Here is a 17,135-nt window from a genome sequence, read left to right on the forward strand (position 1 = left end):
TATGAGCCTGCTTTACTGTAGCGCGAATGATCGCACTTTTGTACCTGCGTATCACATTGCAATACATCATACCGGCATGTAAGATGCGCGGCCTGTATCACATCGTAATACACTGCATCATAATTTCATGAGAGTTCTGCTATGACCGCTTCGCCCGCTGCTCCGCCAGCTCCGCACCCGTTTACATTGCGCCTGGCTCTCGGGCTGGCGGGCGTGCTGATCGCGGCGCTGACGTCAGGACTCAACGATCGGGTCACGGATATTGCGCTGGCAGATATCCGCGCCGCTATCGGTATCAGTCACGATCGCGGCAGCTGGATTGTCTCCGGCTATCAGGCGGCTGAAGTCGCCGCAATGATGATCGCGCCCTGGTTCGCCGTCACCTTTTCTCTGCGCCGCTTTGCCCTGGTGGTTTCTGCCGGCTTTATGCTGTGCGGCCTGGTGCTGCCGCTGACGCAGGATGCGACGCTGTTTATTGCGCTGCGCGTGCTGCAGGGTATCTTTGGCGGCGCGCTGCCGCCCTTGCTGATGACAGTGGCGCTGCGCTTTCTGCCGCCGCCGATCAAACTCTATGGCCTGGGCGCCTATGCGCTTACCGCCACCTTTGGCCCCAATATGGCGGCCTCGCTGGCGGCGTTCTGGACCGATGAGGTGGGCTGGGCGTTTGTGTTCTGGCAGGTAGTCCCGGCCATGCTGCTGGCAATGACGCTGATTGCCTGGGGACTGCCGCAGGATCCGCTGCGCCTGGAGCGCTTTCGGCAGATCGACCTGTTTGGCATGCTTACCGGCAGCGCCGGCATGGCGCTGCTGATTCTGGCCCTGACTCAGGGGGAACGGCTGGACTGGCTCAGCTCACCGCTGTTTACCGCCATGCTGCTGAGTGCGCTGGCGCTGCTGACGGTGTTTCTGATTAACGAGTGGTTTCATCCGCTGCCGCTGTTCAGGCTGCAGATGCTGCGCCGTTCCAACCTGGCGCACGGCCTGCTGGCGCTGATGGCGGTGCTGATTCTGGCACTCTCCGGTTCAGCGCTGCCTTCGCTCTATTTTGGTCAGGTAGAGGGATTTCGCACGCTGCAGTTTGCGCCGCTGGCGCTGACCGTGGGCCTGCCGCAGCTGCTGATTGCCCCGCTGATCGCCGCTTTGCTGAACATTCGCCGGGTCGATTGCCGCTGGGTGTTGTGCTGCGGCGTGCTGCTGCTGGTCACCGCCTGCCTGCTGGGAACGCAGATTACCACTGACTGGGCGCGGCAGAATTTCTGGCTGATGCAGATCCTGCAGGCGTTCGGACAGCCGATGGTGATCCTGCCGGTGCTGATGAGTGCCACCAGCGTTGTGGCGCCGCCGGAGGGCCCTTTTGCCTCTGCCATGTTCAACACCGTACGCGGTTTTTCCAGCATTGCGGCCAGCACGCTGGTGGAGTGGTTTATCAGCCATCGCGAACAGTTCCATTCGCATGTACTGGTAGATCAGGCGGCCAGCCGTAGCTGGCTGATGACCGCGGCCAGCAGCGCGCAGGCAGGCAGCAGCACTCCCCTGCTGCCGGACGGCAGCGCCAGTAGCGTGCAGAACCTGAGCGGATTTGCCGCCCTGCTGAAACATCAGGCGCTGATACTCAGCCTGAGCGACGCCTGGCTGATGCTGACCACCTTTGGCGCCCTGCTGCTGCTGCTGACGCTCTGTCTGGCGCACCGCGTCTGGCCGCCTCAAACATTGATTCAATCTGTTACGCCACGTCGGGAAAACTGATATGCAACTCTCTGCTGTAAAAAGAACGGCGCTGCTAAGCGCCCTGTTAGTGCTGCTGCTCGCGCTCGCCTTTCTCCTCTGGCGTGCCATGACCACCAACGATCATCGCACCGATGATGCCTGGGTTAATGCGGATTACACGCTGGTCGCCCCCAAAGTTTCAGGCTATATCGCCCGGGTCAGCGTGCAGGATAACCAGCACGTCCGGGCGGGCGATCTGCTGGCAACGCTTGACGATCGCGATTTTCGCGTGGCGCTGGAAACCGCGCGCGCTTCGCTGCAGGTCAGCGAGGCTAAGCGGCTAAGCACCCAGGCGCAGCTGGCGCAGCAGCAGGCGACGATTAATCAGGCAAAAGCGACGCTGGCGGCCAGTGAGGCAGCGGCCCGCTACGCCGGCCAGAACGCCGCACGTTATAATCAGCTTTATAAAAGTGGCACCATTGCGGCTGACGATCAGCAAAAAGCGGATACTAACCAGCGTTCCGCTTCGGCGACGGTACGACAGAGTGAGGCGGCGCTGGACGCGGCGCTTAAGCAGGTTAATGTCCTGCAGGCGGCCGTGCGTCAGGCGGAGGCGGATGTCGCAGTCGCGCAGGCGAATGTCGACCAGGCGCAGCTTAATCTCTCTTATACCCGTATTGTTGCGCCGGTAGAGGGCACGGTCGGCCAGCGTACCGTACGTCCGGGCGCCTATGTCAGTGCCGGCAGCCGCCTGCTGGCAGTGGTGCCGCTGCAGCAGCTCTACATTACGGCTAACTATCTGGAAACCCAGCTGACCGACGTGCGGCCAGGGCAAAAGGTCAGCGTTACTGTTGATGCGCTACCGGGTAAAACCTTTACCGGGCGTATCGACAGCATTGCGCCGGCAACAGGGGCAACCTTCTCGGCAATTTCACCTGATAATGCAACGGGTAACTACACTAAAGTGGTTCAGCGTCTGCCGGTAAAGATTGTGCTTGATGCGGGTCAGCCCGATCTGGCGCAGCTGCGCGTCGGCATGTCGGCGATCCCGCACATTCAGACCCAATAAATTGTGAGCAATATCTCAGAACCGGCCTATTTATTTCTGGATCGATTCCGCGTAAATTAGCGCCCGATCCTGTTCCGGTCTGGCCGGGACCACCTGAGTAGAAAGCGTGTAGCGTTAATGAACTCCACCTTTCTCTTATTCTGTTCGGGTTACGCTGGTCTGGGATCGCCATCACGGTAACCGCACAGAGGAGTTATGTTGTGAAATACGCTTTGATGGGCATCTCTTTTTTCGTGTTGCTTTGGGTCGGCACCTTTGTGCTGATGCTCTGAGTACCGGACGGGGCGACCATACCAGTCGCCCCGACGCACGCTTAACGCGTCTCTTCTGCTTCTTTTACCGCTCCCGGTAAGATACCGTCGGCGCGGAACATCGCCTTAATTCCCCGCACCGCCTGACGAATGCGATCGCTGTTTTCAATCAGCGCAAAGCGCACGTGTGTATCACCATATTCACCAAAACCGATGCCCGGCGACACGCAGACTTTGGCCTCCTGCAGCAGCAGTTTGGCAAACTCCAGCGAGCCAAGATGCGCGTAGCGTTCCGGGATTTTTGCCCAGACGTACATCGATGCCTTAGGCAGATCCACCATCCAGCCCGCTTCATGCAGCCCTTTTACCAGCACATCACGCCGGCGCTTATACTGCTCAGCGATATCGCGCACGCACTGCTGATCGCCCTCCAGCGCGGCAATGGCTGCCACCTGTAGCGGCGTGAATGTCCCGTAATCGTGATAGCTTTTGATGCGCGCCAGCGCCGCTACCAGCTCTTTGTTTCCTGTCATGAAACCGATACGCCATCCCGCCATATTGTAGCTTTTGGAGAGCGTAAAGAACTCTACCGCCACGTCGCGCGCACCCGGCACCTGCATGATTGAGGGCGCTTTCCAGCCGTCGTAGGTGATGTCAGCGTAGGCGAGATCGTGGATCACCAGCACGTTATACTGTTTTGCCAGCGCAATAACCCGTTCAAAAAAGTCGAGTTCGACGCACTGAGCGGTGGGATTAGAAGGGAAGCCGAGGATCATCATTTTCGGCTTTGGATAGCTTTCGCGAATTGCACGCTCCAGCTCAGTAAAGAAATCCACGCCCGCGACCAGCGGCACGGAGCGAACCTGCGCCCCGGCGATCACCGCGCCATAAATATGGATAGGATAGCTGGGGTTGGGCACCAGCACGGTGTCACCATGATCGAGCGTGGCGAGCATCAGGTGCGCCAGTCCCTCTTTGGAGCCGATAGTCACAATCGCTTCTGACTCCGGATCGATATCCACCTGATAGCGCTCAGCGTACCAGCGCGAAATCGCCCGGCGCAGGCGCGGAATACCTTTTGAGGTGGAGTAGCCGTGCGTATCTTCACGCTGCGCCACCTGACAGAGCTTTTCCACAATATGCGGCGGCGTAGCGCCATCCGGATTCCCCATTGAAAAGTCGATAATATCTTCGCCGCGCCGACGCGCAGCCATCTTCAGTTCAGCGGTGATGTTGAATACGTATGGGGGAAGGCGTTCTATACGCGAGAAACGACGCGGTATGCTGTTATCAGCCATGATGTCCTCAGGATTACGTGAGCGCCCGGACCGTCCGAGCGACGCGGATCACTTGCTGTGACCTCACCCCGAACATAACGCGCTGTGACCTGCGCTGTCGAGAGCAGCAGAAAATTTTTTTATTTTTCGGGATTCAGGCAGCCAAACACCCAATCGTTTACCCACTCTCCGTTTAGCAGATAATTATCCCGCAGAGTCCCCTCCAGCATAAAATTATTCTTTTCCAGAATACGTCGGGATGGCCAGTTACCCTCAATCACCAGCGCTTTCAGCTTATGAAATTCTGCGCTGAACAGAAAGTGAACCAGCGCCGCCAGCGCTTCGCTACCGTAGCCCTGCCCGATGTGGCTATGGCGCAGCATATAGCCAACTTCCGCCTGGCGATAAGGGTGCCACTCGGCGCTGCAGCCAAACAGGCCTATCGGTTCCTGATTTGTTTGCAGGCGCGCCACCAGGCACAGCATATGAAAGCTGGCGGGCTGCCACGGCGCCAGGCGTTCATTGAAACGCTGACGAATGTCGTTTTCATCGGGAATTTCGCTTACCCAGGTCATGGTGGCAGCGTCTTCATGTACCGCTTTGAAGATCTGCCAGTCCTCCGGCTGCAACCGGCTCAGGGTTAATCGCGGGGTCTGAAGTTGCATGGCGGCGCTCCGCTACGGGGAATAGTGCAACATAGCAAACTGCCGCAGCGACAGCCAGGGCGCCATTAATGGCGCCCCTGTGCGCCTCCGCACGGGCCGCATTTATGCGGCCCGTTAAACCAGGGCGCCATTAATGGCGCCCCTACACAAATCCTGTAGGGGCCGCATTTATGCGGCCCGTTAACCCAGGGCGCCATTAATGGCGCCCCTACACAAACCCTGTAGGGGCCGCATTTATGCGGCCCGTTAAACCCAGAGCGCCAGGCTGGCGCATTGCGCGCGCATTTTTTATTATGACGCCACCGATATTCTGTCCCGGAAACGCCTGTGCCCTTCCATTTTGACATGCTGCTGGCGGTGTTCGATCGTGCAGCGCTGATGCTTATCTGCCTCTTTTTTCTTACCCGCACCCGGGTGTTGCGCCAGCTGCTGCAGAAAGATGAACACACGCTGAGCGAGAAAGCGATCGTCACCCTGATTTTCTCGCTGTTTGCGCTGTTCAGCACCTGGTCCGGCGTGGCGGTGGATGGCTCGCTGCTGAATGTCCGCGTCATTGCGGTGATGGCGGGCGGCATTCTGTTTGGCCCCTGGGTGGGCGTGACGACCGGCGTCATTGCCGGGCTGCACCGCTTCCTGATCGACATAGATGGCGTCACGTCAGTACCCTGCCTGATCACCAGCATTGTGGCCGGTATCGCCTCTGGCGTAATCAATCGCCGGGTCAGCAAAGAGCAGCGCTGGGGGGCCGGCATAGTGGGCGGCATGCTGTGCGAGGCGCTGACTATGCTGCTGATCCTGTTATGGGCAAAGCCTGCAGCGCTCGGCCTGACAATTGTCTCGGAGATCGCCCTGCCGATGATTCTGGGCGCCTCCAGTATCGGATTGATTGTGCTGCTGGTGCAGAGCGTGGAGGGAGAAAAAGAGGCGATTGCCGCCCGGCAGGCCAAACTTGCGCTGGAGATAGCGAACAAAACGCTGCCGCTGTTTCGTCAGGTAAACAGCGATGCGCTGCGCGAAGTGTGCGATATTATCCGGCGCGACATCCACGCCGACGCGGTTGCCATTACCAATACGCAGCAGATTCAGGCGTATGTCGGCTATGGTGAACAGAACTACCATAATGGCGATGATGGCATCAGCCCCACCACCGCACAGGCGATTGCCAGCGGGAAGATCATCATCAAAAACAACGACGAAGCGCATCGCACGCGTGATATTCACTCGATGCTGGTGATCCCGCTCTGGGAGCAGGGTCAGGTGACCGGGACGCTGAAAATTTACTATCGCCGGGCGCACCGCATTACCGGCTCGCTGAAAGAGATGGCTATCGGGCTGTCGCAGATTATCTCGACCCAGCTGGAGGTATCGCGCGCAGAGCAGCTGCGTGAAATGGCCAATAAAGCGGAACTTCGGGCCCTGCAGAGCAAAATTAACCCCCACTTTTTGTTTAATGCCCTGAACGCTATCTCTGCCTCCATCCGGATGAACCCCGATACTGCCCGTCAGCTGGTTATCAACCTGTCGCGCTATCTGCGCTATAACCTTGAACTCAATGAGGATGAGCTGATCGATATCAAGAAAGAGCTGTGGCAGGTAAAAGATTATATTGCCATTGAGCAGGCGCGCTTCGGCGATAAGCTGTCAATGATCTACGATATCGACGACGATCTGCACTTTACTCTGCCAAGCCTGCTGATTCAGCCGCTGGTGGAAAATGCTATTGTGCACGGCATTCAGCCATGCCGGGGCAAAGGCGTAGTGACGCTCAGCGTGAAAGATCTGGGCGATCGGGTGCGTATCGCCGTACGCGACACCGGACCGGGGATCAGCGACGAGGTGATCCGTCGCGTTGCGCGCAATGAGATGCCGGGCAATAAAATTGGCCTGCTGAATGTTCACCACCGTGTCAGACTGCTGACCGGCCAGGGGCTGATTATCATGCGTCACCAGCCGGGAACGGAAATCGCCTTTAGCCTGCCGAAAAACAGCCAGACTCTCCCTGCCGCGCTCAGCGTTCAACCGGAAATAACAGTATGAAAGCCATAATAGTGGAAGATGAATTTCTGGCGCGCCAGGAGCTCAGCTGGATGATTCAGCAGCATAGTCAGATCACGGTTGAAGCAAGCTTTGATGACGGGCTGGATGTGCTGAAATATCTGCAGACGCACCGGGTCGACGTGATTTTCCTCGATATTAATATTCCGTCGCTCGATGGCATGCTGCTGGCGCAGAATATTCATCAGTTTACCCACAAGCCCCTGATTGTTTTTATCACTGCCTGGAAAGATTATGCGGTGGAGGCGTTTGAACTCGACGCGTTTGACTACATCCTCAAGCCTTATCATGAGGCGCGCATCATCACCATGCTGAATAAGCTGGAGGCCACCACGCAGCCGCCGCCGCCGCAGAACAGCCCGGCTGTTACGCCGCAGACGGTGAATCTGCAGAAAGATGAGCGCATCATCGTTACCGATATCAACGATATTTACTATGTGGAAGCTCATGAGAAGCTGACGTTTGTGTATACGCGGCGGGAAGCCTACGTGATGTCAGTGGCCATCAGTGAGTTCTGCAGCCGGCTGCCGGAGGCGCTGTTTTTTCGCTGTCATCGCTCTTACTGTGTGAACCTGAGTAAAATTCGCGAGATAGAGCCGTGGTTTAATAATACCTATCTGGTGAAGCTGCGCGATCTGGAAGCGCAGGTGCCGGTAAGCCGCAGCAAAGCCAGACCGTTCCGGCAGCTGATGCGGCTGTAAGGCGGACGACCCGCGCCGTCCGCCGCTGTGTCAGAGCACGCGGCCCAGCGCCTGACGCAGATGCGCGCCGGCACCCAGCAGGCCGGGCTGATCGTGCGTGATCATATACACCGGAATATCGACCAGATAGTCGCGGAAACGTCCCTTATCTTCAAACGCCGCGCGAAAACCGGAGGCTTTGAAAAAGTCGAGGAAGCGCGGCACGATGCCGCCCGCAATATAAACGCCACCAAAGGTGCCGAGGTTCAGCGCCAGGTTGCCGCCAAAGCGTCCCATGATCACGCAGAACAGCGTCAGCGCGCGACGGCAGTCGATACAGGTGTCCTGCAGTGCCCGCTCGGTCACATCTTTGGGCTTGAGGTTTTGCGGCTCGCGCGCGTCAGATTTCACAATCGCGCGGTAAAGGTTGACCAGTCCGGCTCCTGACAGCACGCGCTCGGCAGAAACGTGGCCCATCTCTGCACGCAGCACTTCGAGGATCTGATCTTCCTCTTCGCTGTTCGGCGCGAAATCGACGTGGCCGCCCTCACCCGGCAGACTGACCCAGCGCTGATTGACGTGTACCAGATGACTGACGCCCAGTCCGGTGCCCGCACCGTAGATAGCGATCGGCTTATCTTTAACCGGCGCTTTGCCGCCAAACTGGATCACTTCGTTTTCCGTCAGCATCGGGATCGCCATAGAGACGGCGGTGAAGTCGTTGATAATTTCCAGCGTGCTGAAGCCCAGATTCTGTTTCATCTGGCGCGTTGAGAATGCCCAGTCGTGGTTGGTCATCTCGACCCAGTCTTCGGTGATCGGACAGGCGATAGCGATACAGCCATCAGTCACTGCCTGCTGCTGTTCCGCCAGATAGAAACGGATAACGGCTTCAAGATTGTCGTAGTCTGATGTGGAGAATGTTTTGGCGTGTGAGATGGCGCCGGTCTCTACCTCACACAGCGCGAGACGAGCGTTAGTACCGCCCACATCGCCGACCAGGGCGTATTTTGTCATTCTTCTGCTGCTCCGCTTGGGTCATAAATAGTGGCAAACACTATAGAAGCCTGCCAATAAAACAACAACGCCCGCCGGTGAGGCGGACGCTGTTAATCCAGTGTGATGCACAGCCTGGCGATTGTCAGGCCATCTGTATAGAGGCAACTTTCTTAAACTGCACCACTATTACGCTGATGCAGGGCGGCGGTAACTTTGCGCAGCAGCGGCGGCAGATCCTGTTTTTCCATTACCACTTCAATCAGCGACAAACGCGCGGTTTTGCTGACCACCGCCATCGCCGCCTCCAGCTGCGCGGTTTCGCTGACCCGCCAGCTCTGCGCCGCCCCTTCCAGGCTCATCGCCTGCGGCAGTGCGGTCCAGTTCCAGCGCGCAATGTCATTATAACGCTGTTCCGGACCGTGAATGGCGCGCTCTACGGTATAGCCGTCGTTATTGAGCAGGAAAATCACCGGACGCTGGCCGTCACGCTGCATGGAGCCCAGCTCCTGAATAGTCAGCTGTGCTGAGCCATCGCCAATGATCAGGATCACCCGGCTGTCGGGCCGCGCCGTCTGCGCACCAAACGCCGCCGGCAGCGTATAGCCAATCGATCCCCACAGCGGCTGTACCAGCAGCTGCGCCCCCTCCGGCAGCTGCAGGTCCGCTGCGCCAAATGCCGCCGTACCCTGATCGGCAAGGATAATATCACCCGGCAGCAGGAAGTGCTGCATTGCCTGCCAGAATGCCTGCTGAGTGATTATCCCTGCAGCAATCTGATGATTTTCCTCGCACTGCATGCTCTCTCCGGTCGGCCAGCGCGGGCAGTGACGCTGATAAACCGGCTGCAGCGCCGCCAGCGCCGCCTTCATTGGCAGCGCAAAGCGCTCGCCCGCCACACAGCTGTGAAACGGCTGGATATCGATAACGCGTTCAGGGGAGAGCTGCTGGGTGAAGCCAGCGGTCAGCGTGTCGGTAAAGCGCACGCCTGCGCACAGCGTCACATCCGTCTCCTCAATCGCCCTGCGGATAGCCATGCTGCTGCCCGCCGCCGCGTAAGTGCCGACAAAACCAGGCTGCTGTTCATTGAGCACGCCTTTGCCCATCAGCAGCGTCGCTGACGGGATCGCGCGCAGCTCACGCAGTCCGGCCAGCTGTGCGGCAGCCCCCCAGCGTGCGGCGAGAAAATCAGCCAGCAGCGCCACGCGCTGTGCCGGTGCCAGCAGACGCTCAGCCGCCGCCGCAAAGGCTGCAGCGGCATCTGCGTTTTCGCTGTGCGGCTCAGCGCGGGCTGACGGCGGAGTTATCGCTGCCGCGGCCACATCCACCGCCAGCAGCAGGTAGCCCGGCCGATGCTCATGCAGGGCAGTGCTTACCACGCGATCGATCTCCGCCGCAGCGTTCTCTGCGGTAAGCACCGCTGTCGCGGCGTTGACCTCCTGCGCCATGCGCAGAAAATGGTGAAAATCACCGTCGCCCAGCGAATGGTGCACGCACTCCCCCTGCTGCTGCACCGTCAGCGCCGGCGCACCGACAATCTGGATCACCGGCACATACTCGGCATAGCTGCCGGCGATGCCGTTAATCGCGCTCAGCTCACCCACGCCAAAGGTGGTCAGCAGCGCTGCCGCGCCCTGACAGCGGCCATAGCCGTCAGCGGCATAGGCGGCGTTAAGCTCGTTGGCACAGCCGACCCAGGCGATCGCCGGATGCGCGATCACGCTATCGAGAAACTGCAGATTGTAGTCGCCCGGCACGCCAAACAGGTGACGGATGCCCGCCTCATCCAGCCTCTGTAACAGATAGTCGCTTACGGTGAACCTCTTCATCAGATGCTCCTTCCAGGGGGAATGTTCTGGAGTATCAGCGATGGCTTTGAAAGGAAGCGACTTTTTAACCGCGATTGCGCCGGGCTGAATGGCAAGCATTCGTTACGGCGTGATATCTCTCTGCAGAATGGGATCTTTCACGCTTTTTAGCGCAGTGTAAACGCATACACTAACTGGCCAGAATGCTCATTTCTATTGCAGGATAACTCTAAGCCATGCCTCTTTTTCCTCATCCCGATCGTTATCAGCAGATGCACTATCGCCGCAGTGGCCAGAGCGGGCTGAAACTGCCCGCTATTTCACTGGGGCTCTGGCACAACTTTGGCGACGCGACGCGCGTCGATACCAGTCGCGAACTGCTGCGCCACGCCTTTAACTGCGGCATTACTCATTTCGATCTGGCCAATAACTATGGTCCTCCGCCCGGTTCTGCAGAGAGCAACTTCGGTCGTATTTTGCGGGAAGATTTCTCCGGCCTGCGCGATGAGCTGGTGATCTCTACCAAAGCGGGATACACCATGTGGGACGGCCCTTATGGTGACTGGGGGTCGCGTAAATACCTGATCGCCAGCCTCGATCAGAGCCTGAAACGCATGGGGCTGGAGTATGTGGATATTTTTTATCACCATCGTCCCGACCCGCATACGCCGCTGGAAGAGACGATGCGCGCGCTCGATCACTGCGTCCGTCAGGGCAAAGCGCTCTATGTTGCGCTCTCTAACTATCCGGCTGAGCAGGCCGCACGCGCTATAGCGCTGCTGCGTGAGCTCGGTACGCCCTGTCTGATTCATCAGCCGCGCTATTCGCTGTTTGAACGCGGCCCGGAACAGGGCCTGCTGGATGTGCTGGGCGAACAGGGAACCGGCTGCATCGCCTTTTCACCGCTGGCGGGCGGCATACTGACCGATCGCTATTTAGCGGGCATCCCGCAGGATTCGCGTGCTGCCAGCGGCAGTAAATTCCTGAATGAGGACCAGCTTACCGCAGAGAAAATGGAAAAAGTCCGGCAGCTGCAGGCGCTGGCGCAGCAGCGCGGGCAGAAGCTGGCGCAGATGGCGCTGAGCTGGGTGTTACGCGATCCGCGCATCACTTCAGTGCTGATTGGCGCCAGCAAAATTGCGCAGATCGACTACGCAGTAGCGATGCTGAGCCAGCCGGCGCTGACTCCTGAAGAGCTGCAGGCGATCGATCGGATCCTGATGTAACCGCTCTCTTTTACGGCAGCAGGGGCGGTTAACTAACCGCATATTCTGCTGCCGTCGTACTTTTTCAGACTAACTCTCAAGGCTAAGCTGGTCCGATGTGGCACACTGGTCTGACGATAGCAGTGATAAGCTGTCGCAAGGAGATAACATGAAATCTGCACTTTTCGTTGCCGTTTTGCTGGCAACATTATCGCCGCTGGTGCCACACACAGCCCATGCTACCAGCGCTACCATCGATCTTGCCCCCGGCGTCAGTTTACAGCTGGGAGAACGTGACCGTCGCGGCTATTACTGGGATGGCGGGAACTGGCGCGAACCGCGCTGGTGGAACGACCGCTACCAGTATAATGAACATCGCTGGTGGCGCCATGAAGAGTGGAAGCGTCATAAAGCGTGGGAGCGCGACCGCGAACATGAACGACGCCGGCACGAGCGGGAGCGCTGGCGTGAACAGGATCGTCATCATGAACGGGAACGTCGCGCGCACTGGCGACACGGCGGCCCGCCGCATCCTCATGACCACCATCACTAAACCTTCTCCCGGCGCCTTCGCGCCGGTTTTTACGCTACCAGCCGAGCGCTTCTCCCACCAGTAAATAGATGTTCAGTGCCACGACCAGCATCACAATCAGGCGACCGGTGTTCTGCATCAGGCGGGAGTTGACCAGTTCATCCCCCATCAGCTCACGATTCCCGGTAAACGCCAGCAGCGGGATCAGCGCCAGCGCGATACCAAAACTCAGCAGCACCTGACTCATCACCAGAATGCGCGTCGGGTCCCAGCCAGCCCAGATAACAATAAATGAGGGCAGCATGGTAATCACCCGCCGGACCCACAGCGGAATATGAAACCGGATAAAGCCCTGCATCACCACCTGCCCTGCCAGGGTGCCGACCACCGTGGAGGAGAGTCCGGCCGCCACCAGGCTCAATCCAAATACAATCGCTGCGGCCTGCCCGAGCAGCGGCTCCAGCGTCAGATACGCCTGGTCAAGATCGACAATGGAGGTGTGTCCGCTGAAGTGAAACGCCGCCGCCGCCGTGGCCATCATTGCCAGGTTCACGAAGCCGGCAATGGTCATCGCAATCGCCACATCCAGTTTGGTGGAGGAGTAGCGTTCGGCTTTGGTGCCTTTATTACCGTGCTGGGTCAGCGCTGAATGCAGATAGATAACGTGCGGCATAATGGTGGCACCCAGTACACCGGCTGCCAGAAATACCGCGTCAGACCCCGGTAACGAAGGCAGGGCCATCCCGGTAACGAGCTGGCTGACGCTGGGCTGGGAGAAAAAGAGCTCAACGATATAGGCCGCGGCAACAAACAGCAGCAGGCCACCAATCACCCGCTCCAGCGGTTTCTGTCCGCGGCTTTGCAGCATCAGGATCAAAAAGGTCGCAATGCCGGTCAGTACGGCGCCCTGCAGCAGTGAGATGCCAAGCAGCAGCTTAAAGCCCAGCGCGGCACCGATAAACTCTGCCAGGTCGGTCGCCATCGCGATGATTTCGGCCTGCACCCAGTAAAACCAGACGGCGGGACGCGGGAAACGGTCGCGTATGTGCTCCGCCAGGTTTTTACCGGTTGCGATCCCCAGCTTGGCTGACATCAGCTGGATCAGCATCGCCATGACGTTTGCCCAGACCACCACCCACAGCAGCTTATAGCCATAGGCGGCTCCTGCCTGAATGTTGGTGGCAAAGTTACCCGGATCGATATAACCGATAGCGGCGATAAACGCAGGCCCCAGCAGGGCGAGCTTGAGTTTTCTGGCTCCGCGGGCGGCGCGCTCTGCGGTGCGGCTTTCTGACATAGTGTGATCCTGTCCTGACGCGTGTAGACCCGCTGAGTTTAAGGGGCCTTACAGGCAAGTGAAATCTGGTTATATTTATCGCAGTAATAGATAGTGCTATAAAGTATAGCCAATGCTATACATCAACGCAAAGATCGGCCTCTGACAAAGCATAGAACGGATTTACTCTACGCCCGGAACAAATTATAAACAATCTCTGTGTGGATAAATTGTGTGAGCGGTTTGTTACGGTGATGTGAGCAGGCAGAGTTATCCGCAAAAAATTGCGATACTGAATACTTATAATGCGGGTTTGATCTCGTTTTTAAGTAACGTGTTACATAGAATACGCAGCAAAATACAACCCTCCTCAAATTTGGAGCCGATATGTCCCATATTTTGCATTTCCTTTTAGCACTGGTGGTCGTCGGCGTGCTGGCCCTGCTGGTCAGTCACGACCGTAAAAGTATTCGCTTTCGCTATATCGCACAGCTTTTAGTGATTGAACTCCTGCTGGCGTGGTTTTTCCTGACCTCTGAGGCGGGACTGGGCTTTGTTAAGGGCTTTGCCAGCATGTTTGATTACCTGCTGAAATATGCAGGTGAAGGCACCAATTTTGTGTTTGGCGGCATGAACGAAAAGGGACTCGCCTTCTTCTTCCTTAATGTTTTATGCCCTATCGTCTTTATTTCTGCGCTGATCGGTATTTTGCAGCATTTCCGCATTCTGCCGTGGATCATCCGCGGTATCGGAACCGTGCTGTCAAAAGTGAACGGCATGGGCAAGCTGGAGTCTTTTAACGCCGTCAGTTCTCTGATTCTGGGACAGTCAGAAAACTTCATCGCGTATAAAGATATTCTCGGCAAAATGTCGCAGCGTCGTATGTACACCATGGCGGCCACCGCTATGTCGACCGTATCGATGTCCATTGTTGGCGCCTACATGACCATGCTGCAGCCAAAGTATGTGGTTGCCGCACTGGTGCTGAATATGTTCAGTACCTTTATCGTTCTGTCGCTGATCAACCCTTACCGCGTAGAGAATGAAGAAGATCTGCAGCTGCAGGATCTGCATAAAGGTCAGAGCTTCTTTGAGATGCTGGGTGAATATATTCTTGCCGGATTTAAAGTGGCGATTATCGTTGCGGCTATGCTGATTGGCTTTATTGCCCTGATCTCCGGTCTGAATGCGCTGTTTGACCTGATTTTTGGTATCAGCTTCCAGGGCGTGCTGGGCTATGTATTCTATCCGTTTGCCTGGGTGATGGGTGTTCCGGCTCATGAAGCGCTGCAGGTAGGCAGTATCATGGCCACCAAACTGGTCTCTAACGAATTTGTGGCGATGATGGATCTGCAGAAAGTTGCAGGCCAGCTGTCACCTAACGCAGAGGGCATTCTTTCGGTGTTCCTGGTATCGTTCGCTAACTTTTCATCCATCGGGATTGTGGCTGGCGCGATTAAAGGACTGCATGAAGAACAGGGCAACGTGGTATCACGCTTTGGCCTGAAACTGCTCTACGGTTCAACGCTGGTCAGCGTGCTCTCAGCTGCCATTGCCGGTCTGGTACTCGCTTTCTGATTATCAGGGCGGGCTTCGGCTCGCCCTGCTCTCCTGCTCAGCCGTTACGCCTTCAGCACCACGCTTCCCGCTTTTCTCTGCGCTTTCTGCACATCACTGATTTTCATCAACGGAATAGCTGCCGCTATAAAGCGTGCGTTGCAGGGAGCAGAACTGACAGAAAAGGTCATTCAGGAAGAGATTTATCGCAGTAACGGGAAGATATTCAGAGCAACAACGAAGATTTGGTGGAGATAAGCGGGATCGAACCGCTGACCTCTTGCATGCCATGCAAGCGCTCTCCCAGCTGAGCTATACCCCCACATCTGGAATCATTCTTTCGGTTCAAACCGTTGGGAGCGGTTTGGTGGAGCTAAGCGGGATCGAACCGCTGACCTCTTGCATGCCATGCAAGCGCTCTCCCAGCTGAGCTATAGCCCCGTACCGAAAAAACTGCCGGGCAGACCCGACGGACGGCATAATATGAAACCGCTCTGAGTGTGTCAACGGCAAATTCTCGTTCTGTGTGCAATCGCTGAAAAAGACGGCAAACCCGTATTGTAGTGACCTTTTTTTCGCCACTTATGCTCCTCCTGCTGCTGATGGTGGCCAAAAAGCAGCGCGCTGGCGGGTTAAATTCAGGTTAAAGATGTTAGCGCCAGGCTTGTTTTCGTTAATGGTCCGTGTAAAACTTCGCACGCTAATTAACCGGTTGACCTGCCAGGGTTAGCTCCTTAATAACCGGTAAAATCATCCCTTTGTTTAATAAAAGAAAAAGAGAATTATGTCACTACATACTCCTAAAGAGATCGCCCAGCTGGCGATTCAGGCTGGCGTGGCTAAAAGCCGCCTGCCCGTTTCAACCTTATTAATCCTTGGCTTTATGGCCGGTGCCTTTATCGCTACCGGCTTCCTGCTTGATCTGCACGTCATTAACCAGCTGCCTGCTGAATGGGGCTCATTCTCCAGCTTCCTGGGCGCTGCCGTATTCCCGGTCGGTCTGATTCTGACCGTGCTGGCTGGCGGTGAGCTGCTGACGGGCAATATGATGACGCTGCCGGTGGCGTGGTTTGCCCGCCGTATCAGCGCTTTGAGCGTCCTGCGTAACTGGTTCTGGGTTACGGTTGCGAACTTTATTGGTAGCGTCGCCGTCGCCTGGTTCTTTGGGCATATGCTGGGCATGACGGAAGGTGACTACCTGAAAAAAACCGTTGCGATTGCGCACGCTAAAGTCAGCGCCGATTTCCTGCATGCCTTTATCTCTGGCGTGGGCTGTAACTGGCTGGTCTGCCTGGCGGTATGGCTGGCGTTTGCCAGTAAAGATATGGTGGGCAAAATCATGGGGATGTGGTTCCCGGTGATGGCGTTCGTGGCCATTGGTTTCCAGCACGTCGTGGCGAACATGTTTATTGTGCCGGCGGCTATCTTTGCGGGTCAGATGAGCTGGGCCGAGTTTGCGCCTAACGTAATTGCCGTGTTCCTTGGCAACGCCGTAGGGGGAGCTATCTTCGTCGGTCTGACCTATTTCCTGGCGTTCCGCCCTGAACAGGCAGTTGCTCGCGAAGCCTCGTAACCTATTAATGTCTTTTATTGGTCGTAAAAAGCATTTTCTGTCCGGATTACTTTTCCCAGTAACGTTTTGTTGTAATATGTAGAGCTAATGTATTCAACAGGGACAGCATCGTGAAAAAGGAATGGCTAACCCCCGAAGAGCTCGCGCTTGAAACGGGCTACAGTCGGCAGACGGTGAACAAATGGATCAAACGCGAAAACTGGACCACCACGCCTAAGCCCGGCGTACAGGGCGGCAAAGCGCGTTTGATCCATATCGATGAGCGGGTGAAAAGCTTTATTCAGTCCACCCGCCACGCGAGTGAACCGGCAGCGAATTACGCCGCTCAGCAGAATACGTTACCTGCGTTATTAATAAATTCTGTCCAGCAAATGACGCAGACAGAACAGGACCAGCTCGCCGCCCTGTTACTGCGTGAAGGGATCCGCGGTGTTCTGGAAAGGCTGGGTATTCAGGATGCATAAAAAAGCCGGAGGCAATTGCT

The 17,135-nt window shown here is 57.0% G+C and carries 15 protein-coding genes and 2 tRNA genes; 10 read left to right on the plus strand and 7 right to left on the minus strand.

Annotation, left to right across the window (positions count from 1 at the left end; all coding sequences use genetic code 11):
- Positions 1–141: 141 nt before the first annotated feature.
- From DBY66_RS08460 to ypdK, 3 genes are all read left to right on the plus strand, one after another.
- Positions 142–1,746 carry an MFS transporter gene (locus tag DBY66_RS08460; protein WP_108569476.1) on the plus strand — a complete coding sequence of 535 codons (1,605 nt, stop codon included), beginning with the start codon at positions 142–144 and terminating at the stop codon, positions 1,744–1,746.
- Between the two features lies 1 nt (position 1,747).
- On the plus strand, positions 1,748–2,776 hold the full coding sequence (locus tag DBY66_RS08465) for an HlyD family secretion protein (protein ID WP_094111915.1): 1,029 nt from the start codon (positions 1,748–1,750) through the stop codon (positions 2,774–2,776).
- A 200-nt stretch (positions 2,777–2,976) separates the two neighbouring features.
- On the plus strand, positions 2,977–3,048 hold the full coding sequence (gene ypdK / locus DBY66_RS08470) for a membrane protein YpdK (protein WP_006120362.1): 72 nt from the start codon (positions 2,977–2,979) through the stop codon (positions 3,046–3,048).
- Between the two features lie 41 nt (positions 3,049–3,089).
- Here the strand turns inward: ypdK and alaC are convergent, their stop codons facing one another.
- Together alaC and DBY66_RS08480 are read right to left on the minus strand one after the other, a co-directional pair.
- The gene (gene alaC / locus DBY66_RS08475) at positions 3,090–4,325 is read right to left on the minus strand and encodes an alanine transaminase (protein WP_039379399.1); all 1,236 of its coding nucleotides are present in this window, start codon (positions 4,323–4,325) and stop codon (positions 3,090–3,092) included.
- 119 nt (positions 4,326–4,444) lie between these two features.
- The gene (locus DBY66_RS08480) at positions 4,445–4,969 is read right to left on the minus strand and encodes a GNAT family N-acetyltransferase (protein WP_039379402.1); all 525 of its coding nucleotides are present in this window, start codon (positions 4,967–4,969) and stop codon (positions 4,445–4,447) included.
- Positions 4,970–5,314: 345 nt separating this feature from the next.
- On the opposite strand from DBY66_RS08480, the gene DBY66_RS08485 reads away from it, so the two are divergent.
- Together DBY66_RS08485 and DBY66_RS08490 are read left to right on the plus strand one after the other, a co-directional pair.
- Positions 5,315–7,006 carry a sensor histidine kinase gene (locus DBY66_RS08485; RefSeq protein ID WP_108569475.1) on the plus strand — a complete coding sequence of 564 codons (1,692 nt, stop codon included), beginning with the start codon at positions 5,315–5,317 and terminating at the stop codon, positions 7,004–7,006.
- On the plus strand, positions 7,003–7,725 hold the full coding sequence (locus tag DBY66_RS08490; protein WP_104085255.1) for a LytTR family DNA-binding domain-containing protein: 723 nt from the start codon (positions 7,003–7,005) through the stop codon (positions 7,723–7,725). The genes DBY66_RS08485 and DBY66_RS08490 overlap by 4 nt, the downstream gene beginning before the upstream one ends.
- Before the next feature lie 30 nt (positions 7,726–7,755).
- Here the strand turns inward: DBY66_RS08490 and glk are convergent, their stop codons facing one another.
- Together glk and DBY66_RS08500 are read right to left on the minus strand one after the other, a co-directional pair.
- Complete coding sequence (glk, locus tag DBY66_RS08495; protein ID WP_039379409.1) at positions 7,756–8,721, minus strand: glucokinase; 966 nt, start codon at positions 8,719–8,721, stop codon at positions 7,756–7,758.
- Between the two features lie 152 nt (positions 8,722–8,873).
- The gene (locus DBY66_RS08500) at positions 8,874–10,529 is read right to left on the minus strand and encodes a thiamine pyrophosphate-binding protein (protein WP_108569474.1); all 1,656 of its coding nucleotides are present in this window, start codon (positions 10,527–10,529) and stop codon (positions 8,874–8,876) included.
- A 215-nt stretch (positions 10,530–10,744) separates the two neighbouring features.
- Here DBY66_RS08500 and mgrA point away from each other — a divergent pair, with 215 nt between their 5' ends.
- Entirely contained in the window at positions 10,745–11,734 is a 990-nt protein-coding gene (gene mgrA / locus DBY66_RS08505) for an L-glyceraldehyde 3-phosphate reductase (protein ID WP_108569473.1), read from the plus strand.
- Between the two features lie 148 nt (positions 11,735–11,882).
- Complete coding sequence (locus tag DBY66_RS08510) at positions 11,883–12,266, plus strand: DUF2502 domain-containing protein (protein WP_052246436.1); 384 nt, start codon at positions 11,883–11,885, stop codon at positions 12,264–12,266.
- Positions 12,267–12,300: 34 nt separating this feature from the next.
- Here the strand turns inward: DBY66_RS08510 and DBY66_RS08515 are convergent, their stop codons facing one another.
- Positions 12,301–13,542, minus strand: coding sequence for an Nramp family divalent metal transporter (locus tag DBY66_RS08515; protein WP_039379417.1), 1,242 nt, complete (start codon positions 13,540–13,542; stop codon positions 12,301–12,303).
- A gap of 366 nt (positions 13,543–13,908) precedes the next feature.
- Between DBY66_RS08515 and DBY66_RS08520 the strand changes: the two genes are divergently transcribed.
- The gene (locus tag DBY66_RS08520) at positions 13,909–15,099 is read left to right on the plus strand and encodes a NupC/NupG family nucleoside CNT transporter (protein WP_039379419.1); all 1,191 of its coding nucleotides are present in this window, start codon (positions 13,909–13,911) and stop codon (positions 15,097–15,099) included.
- A gap of 225 nt (positions 15,100–15,324) precedes the next feature.
- On the opposite strand, the gene DBY66_RS08525 is transcribed toward DBY66_RS08520, so the two are convergent.
- Positions 15,325–15,400, minus strand: a tRNA-Ala gene (locus DBY66_RS08525).
- Between the two features lie 43 nt (positions 15,401–15,443).
- Positions 15,444–15,519, minus strand: a tRNA-Ala gene (locus tag DBY66_RS08530).
- A 343-nt stretch (positions 15,520–15,862) separates the two neighbouring features.
- On the opposite strand from DBY66_RS08530, the gene DBY66_RS08535 reads away from it, so the two are divergent.
- Both DBY66_RS08535 and DBY66_RS08540 read left to right on the plus strand, forming a co-directional pair.
- A complete protein-coding gene (locus DBY66_RS08535) occupies positions 15,863–16,651 on the plus strand; it encodes a formate/nitrite transporter family protein (protein WP_094111922.1) in 789 nt (262 codons plus the stop codon).
- A 110-nt stretch (positions 16,652–16,761) separates the two neighbouring features.
- Positions 16,762–17,115, plus strand: coding sequence for a YfeC-like transcriptional regulator (locus tag DBY66_RS08540; RefSeq protein ID WP_039379424.1), 354 nt, complete (start codon positions 16,762–16,764; stop codon positions 17,113–17,115).
- The last annotated feature ends 20 nt before the right edge of the window (positions 17,116–17,135 follow it).

This window comes from Pantoea sp. RIT413 (assembly GCF_003057675.2).
Lineage (GTDB): Bacteria > Pseudomonadota > Gammaproteobacteria > Enterobacterales > Enterobacteriaceae > Pantoea > Pantoea eucrina.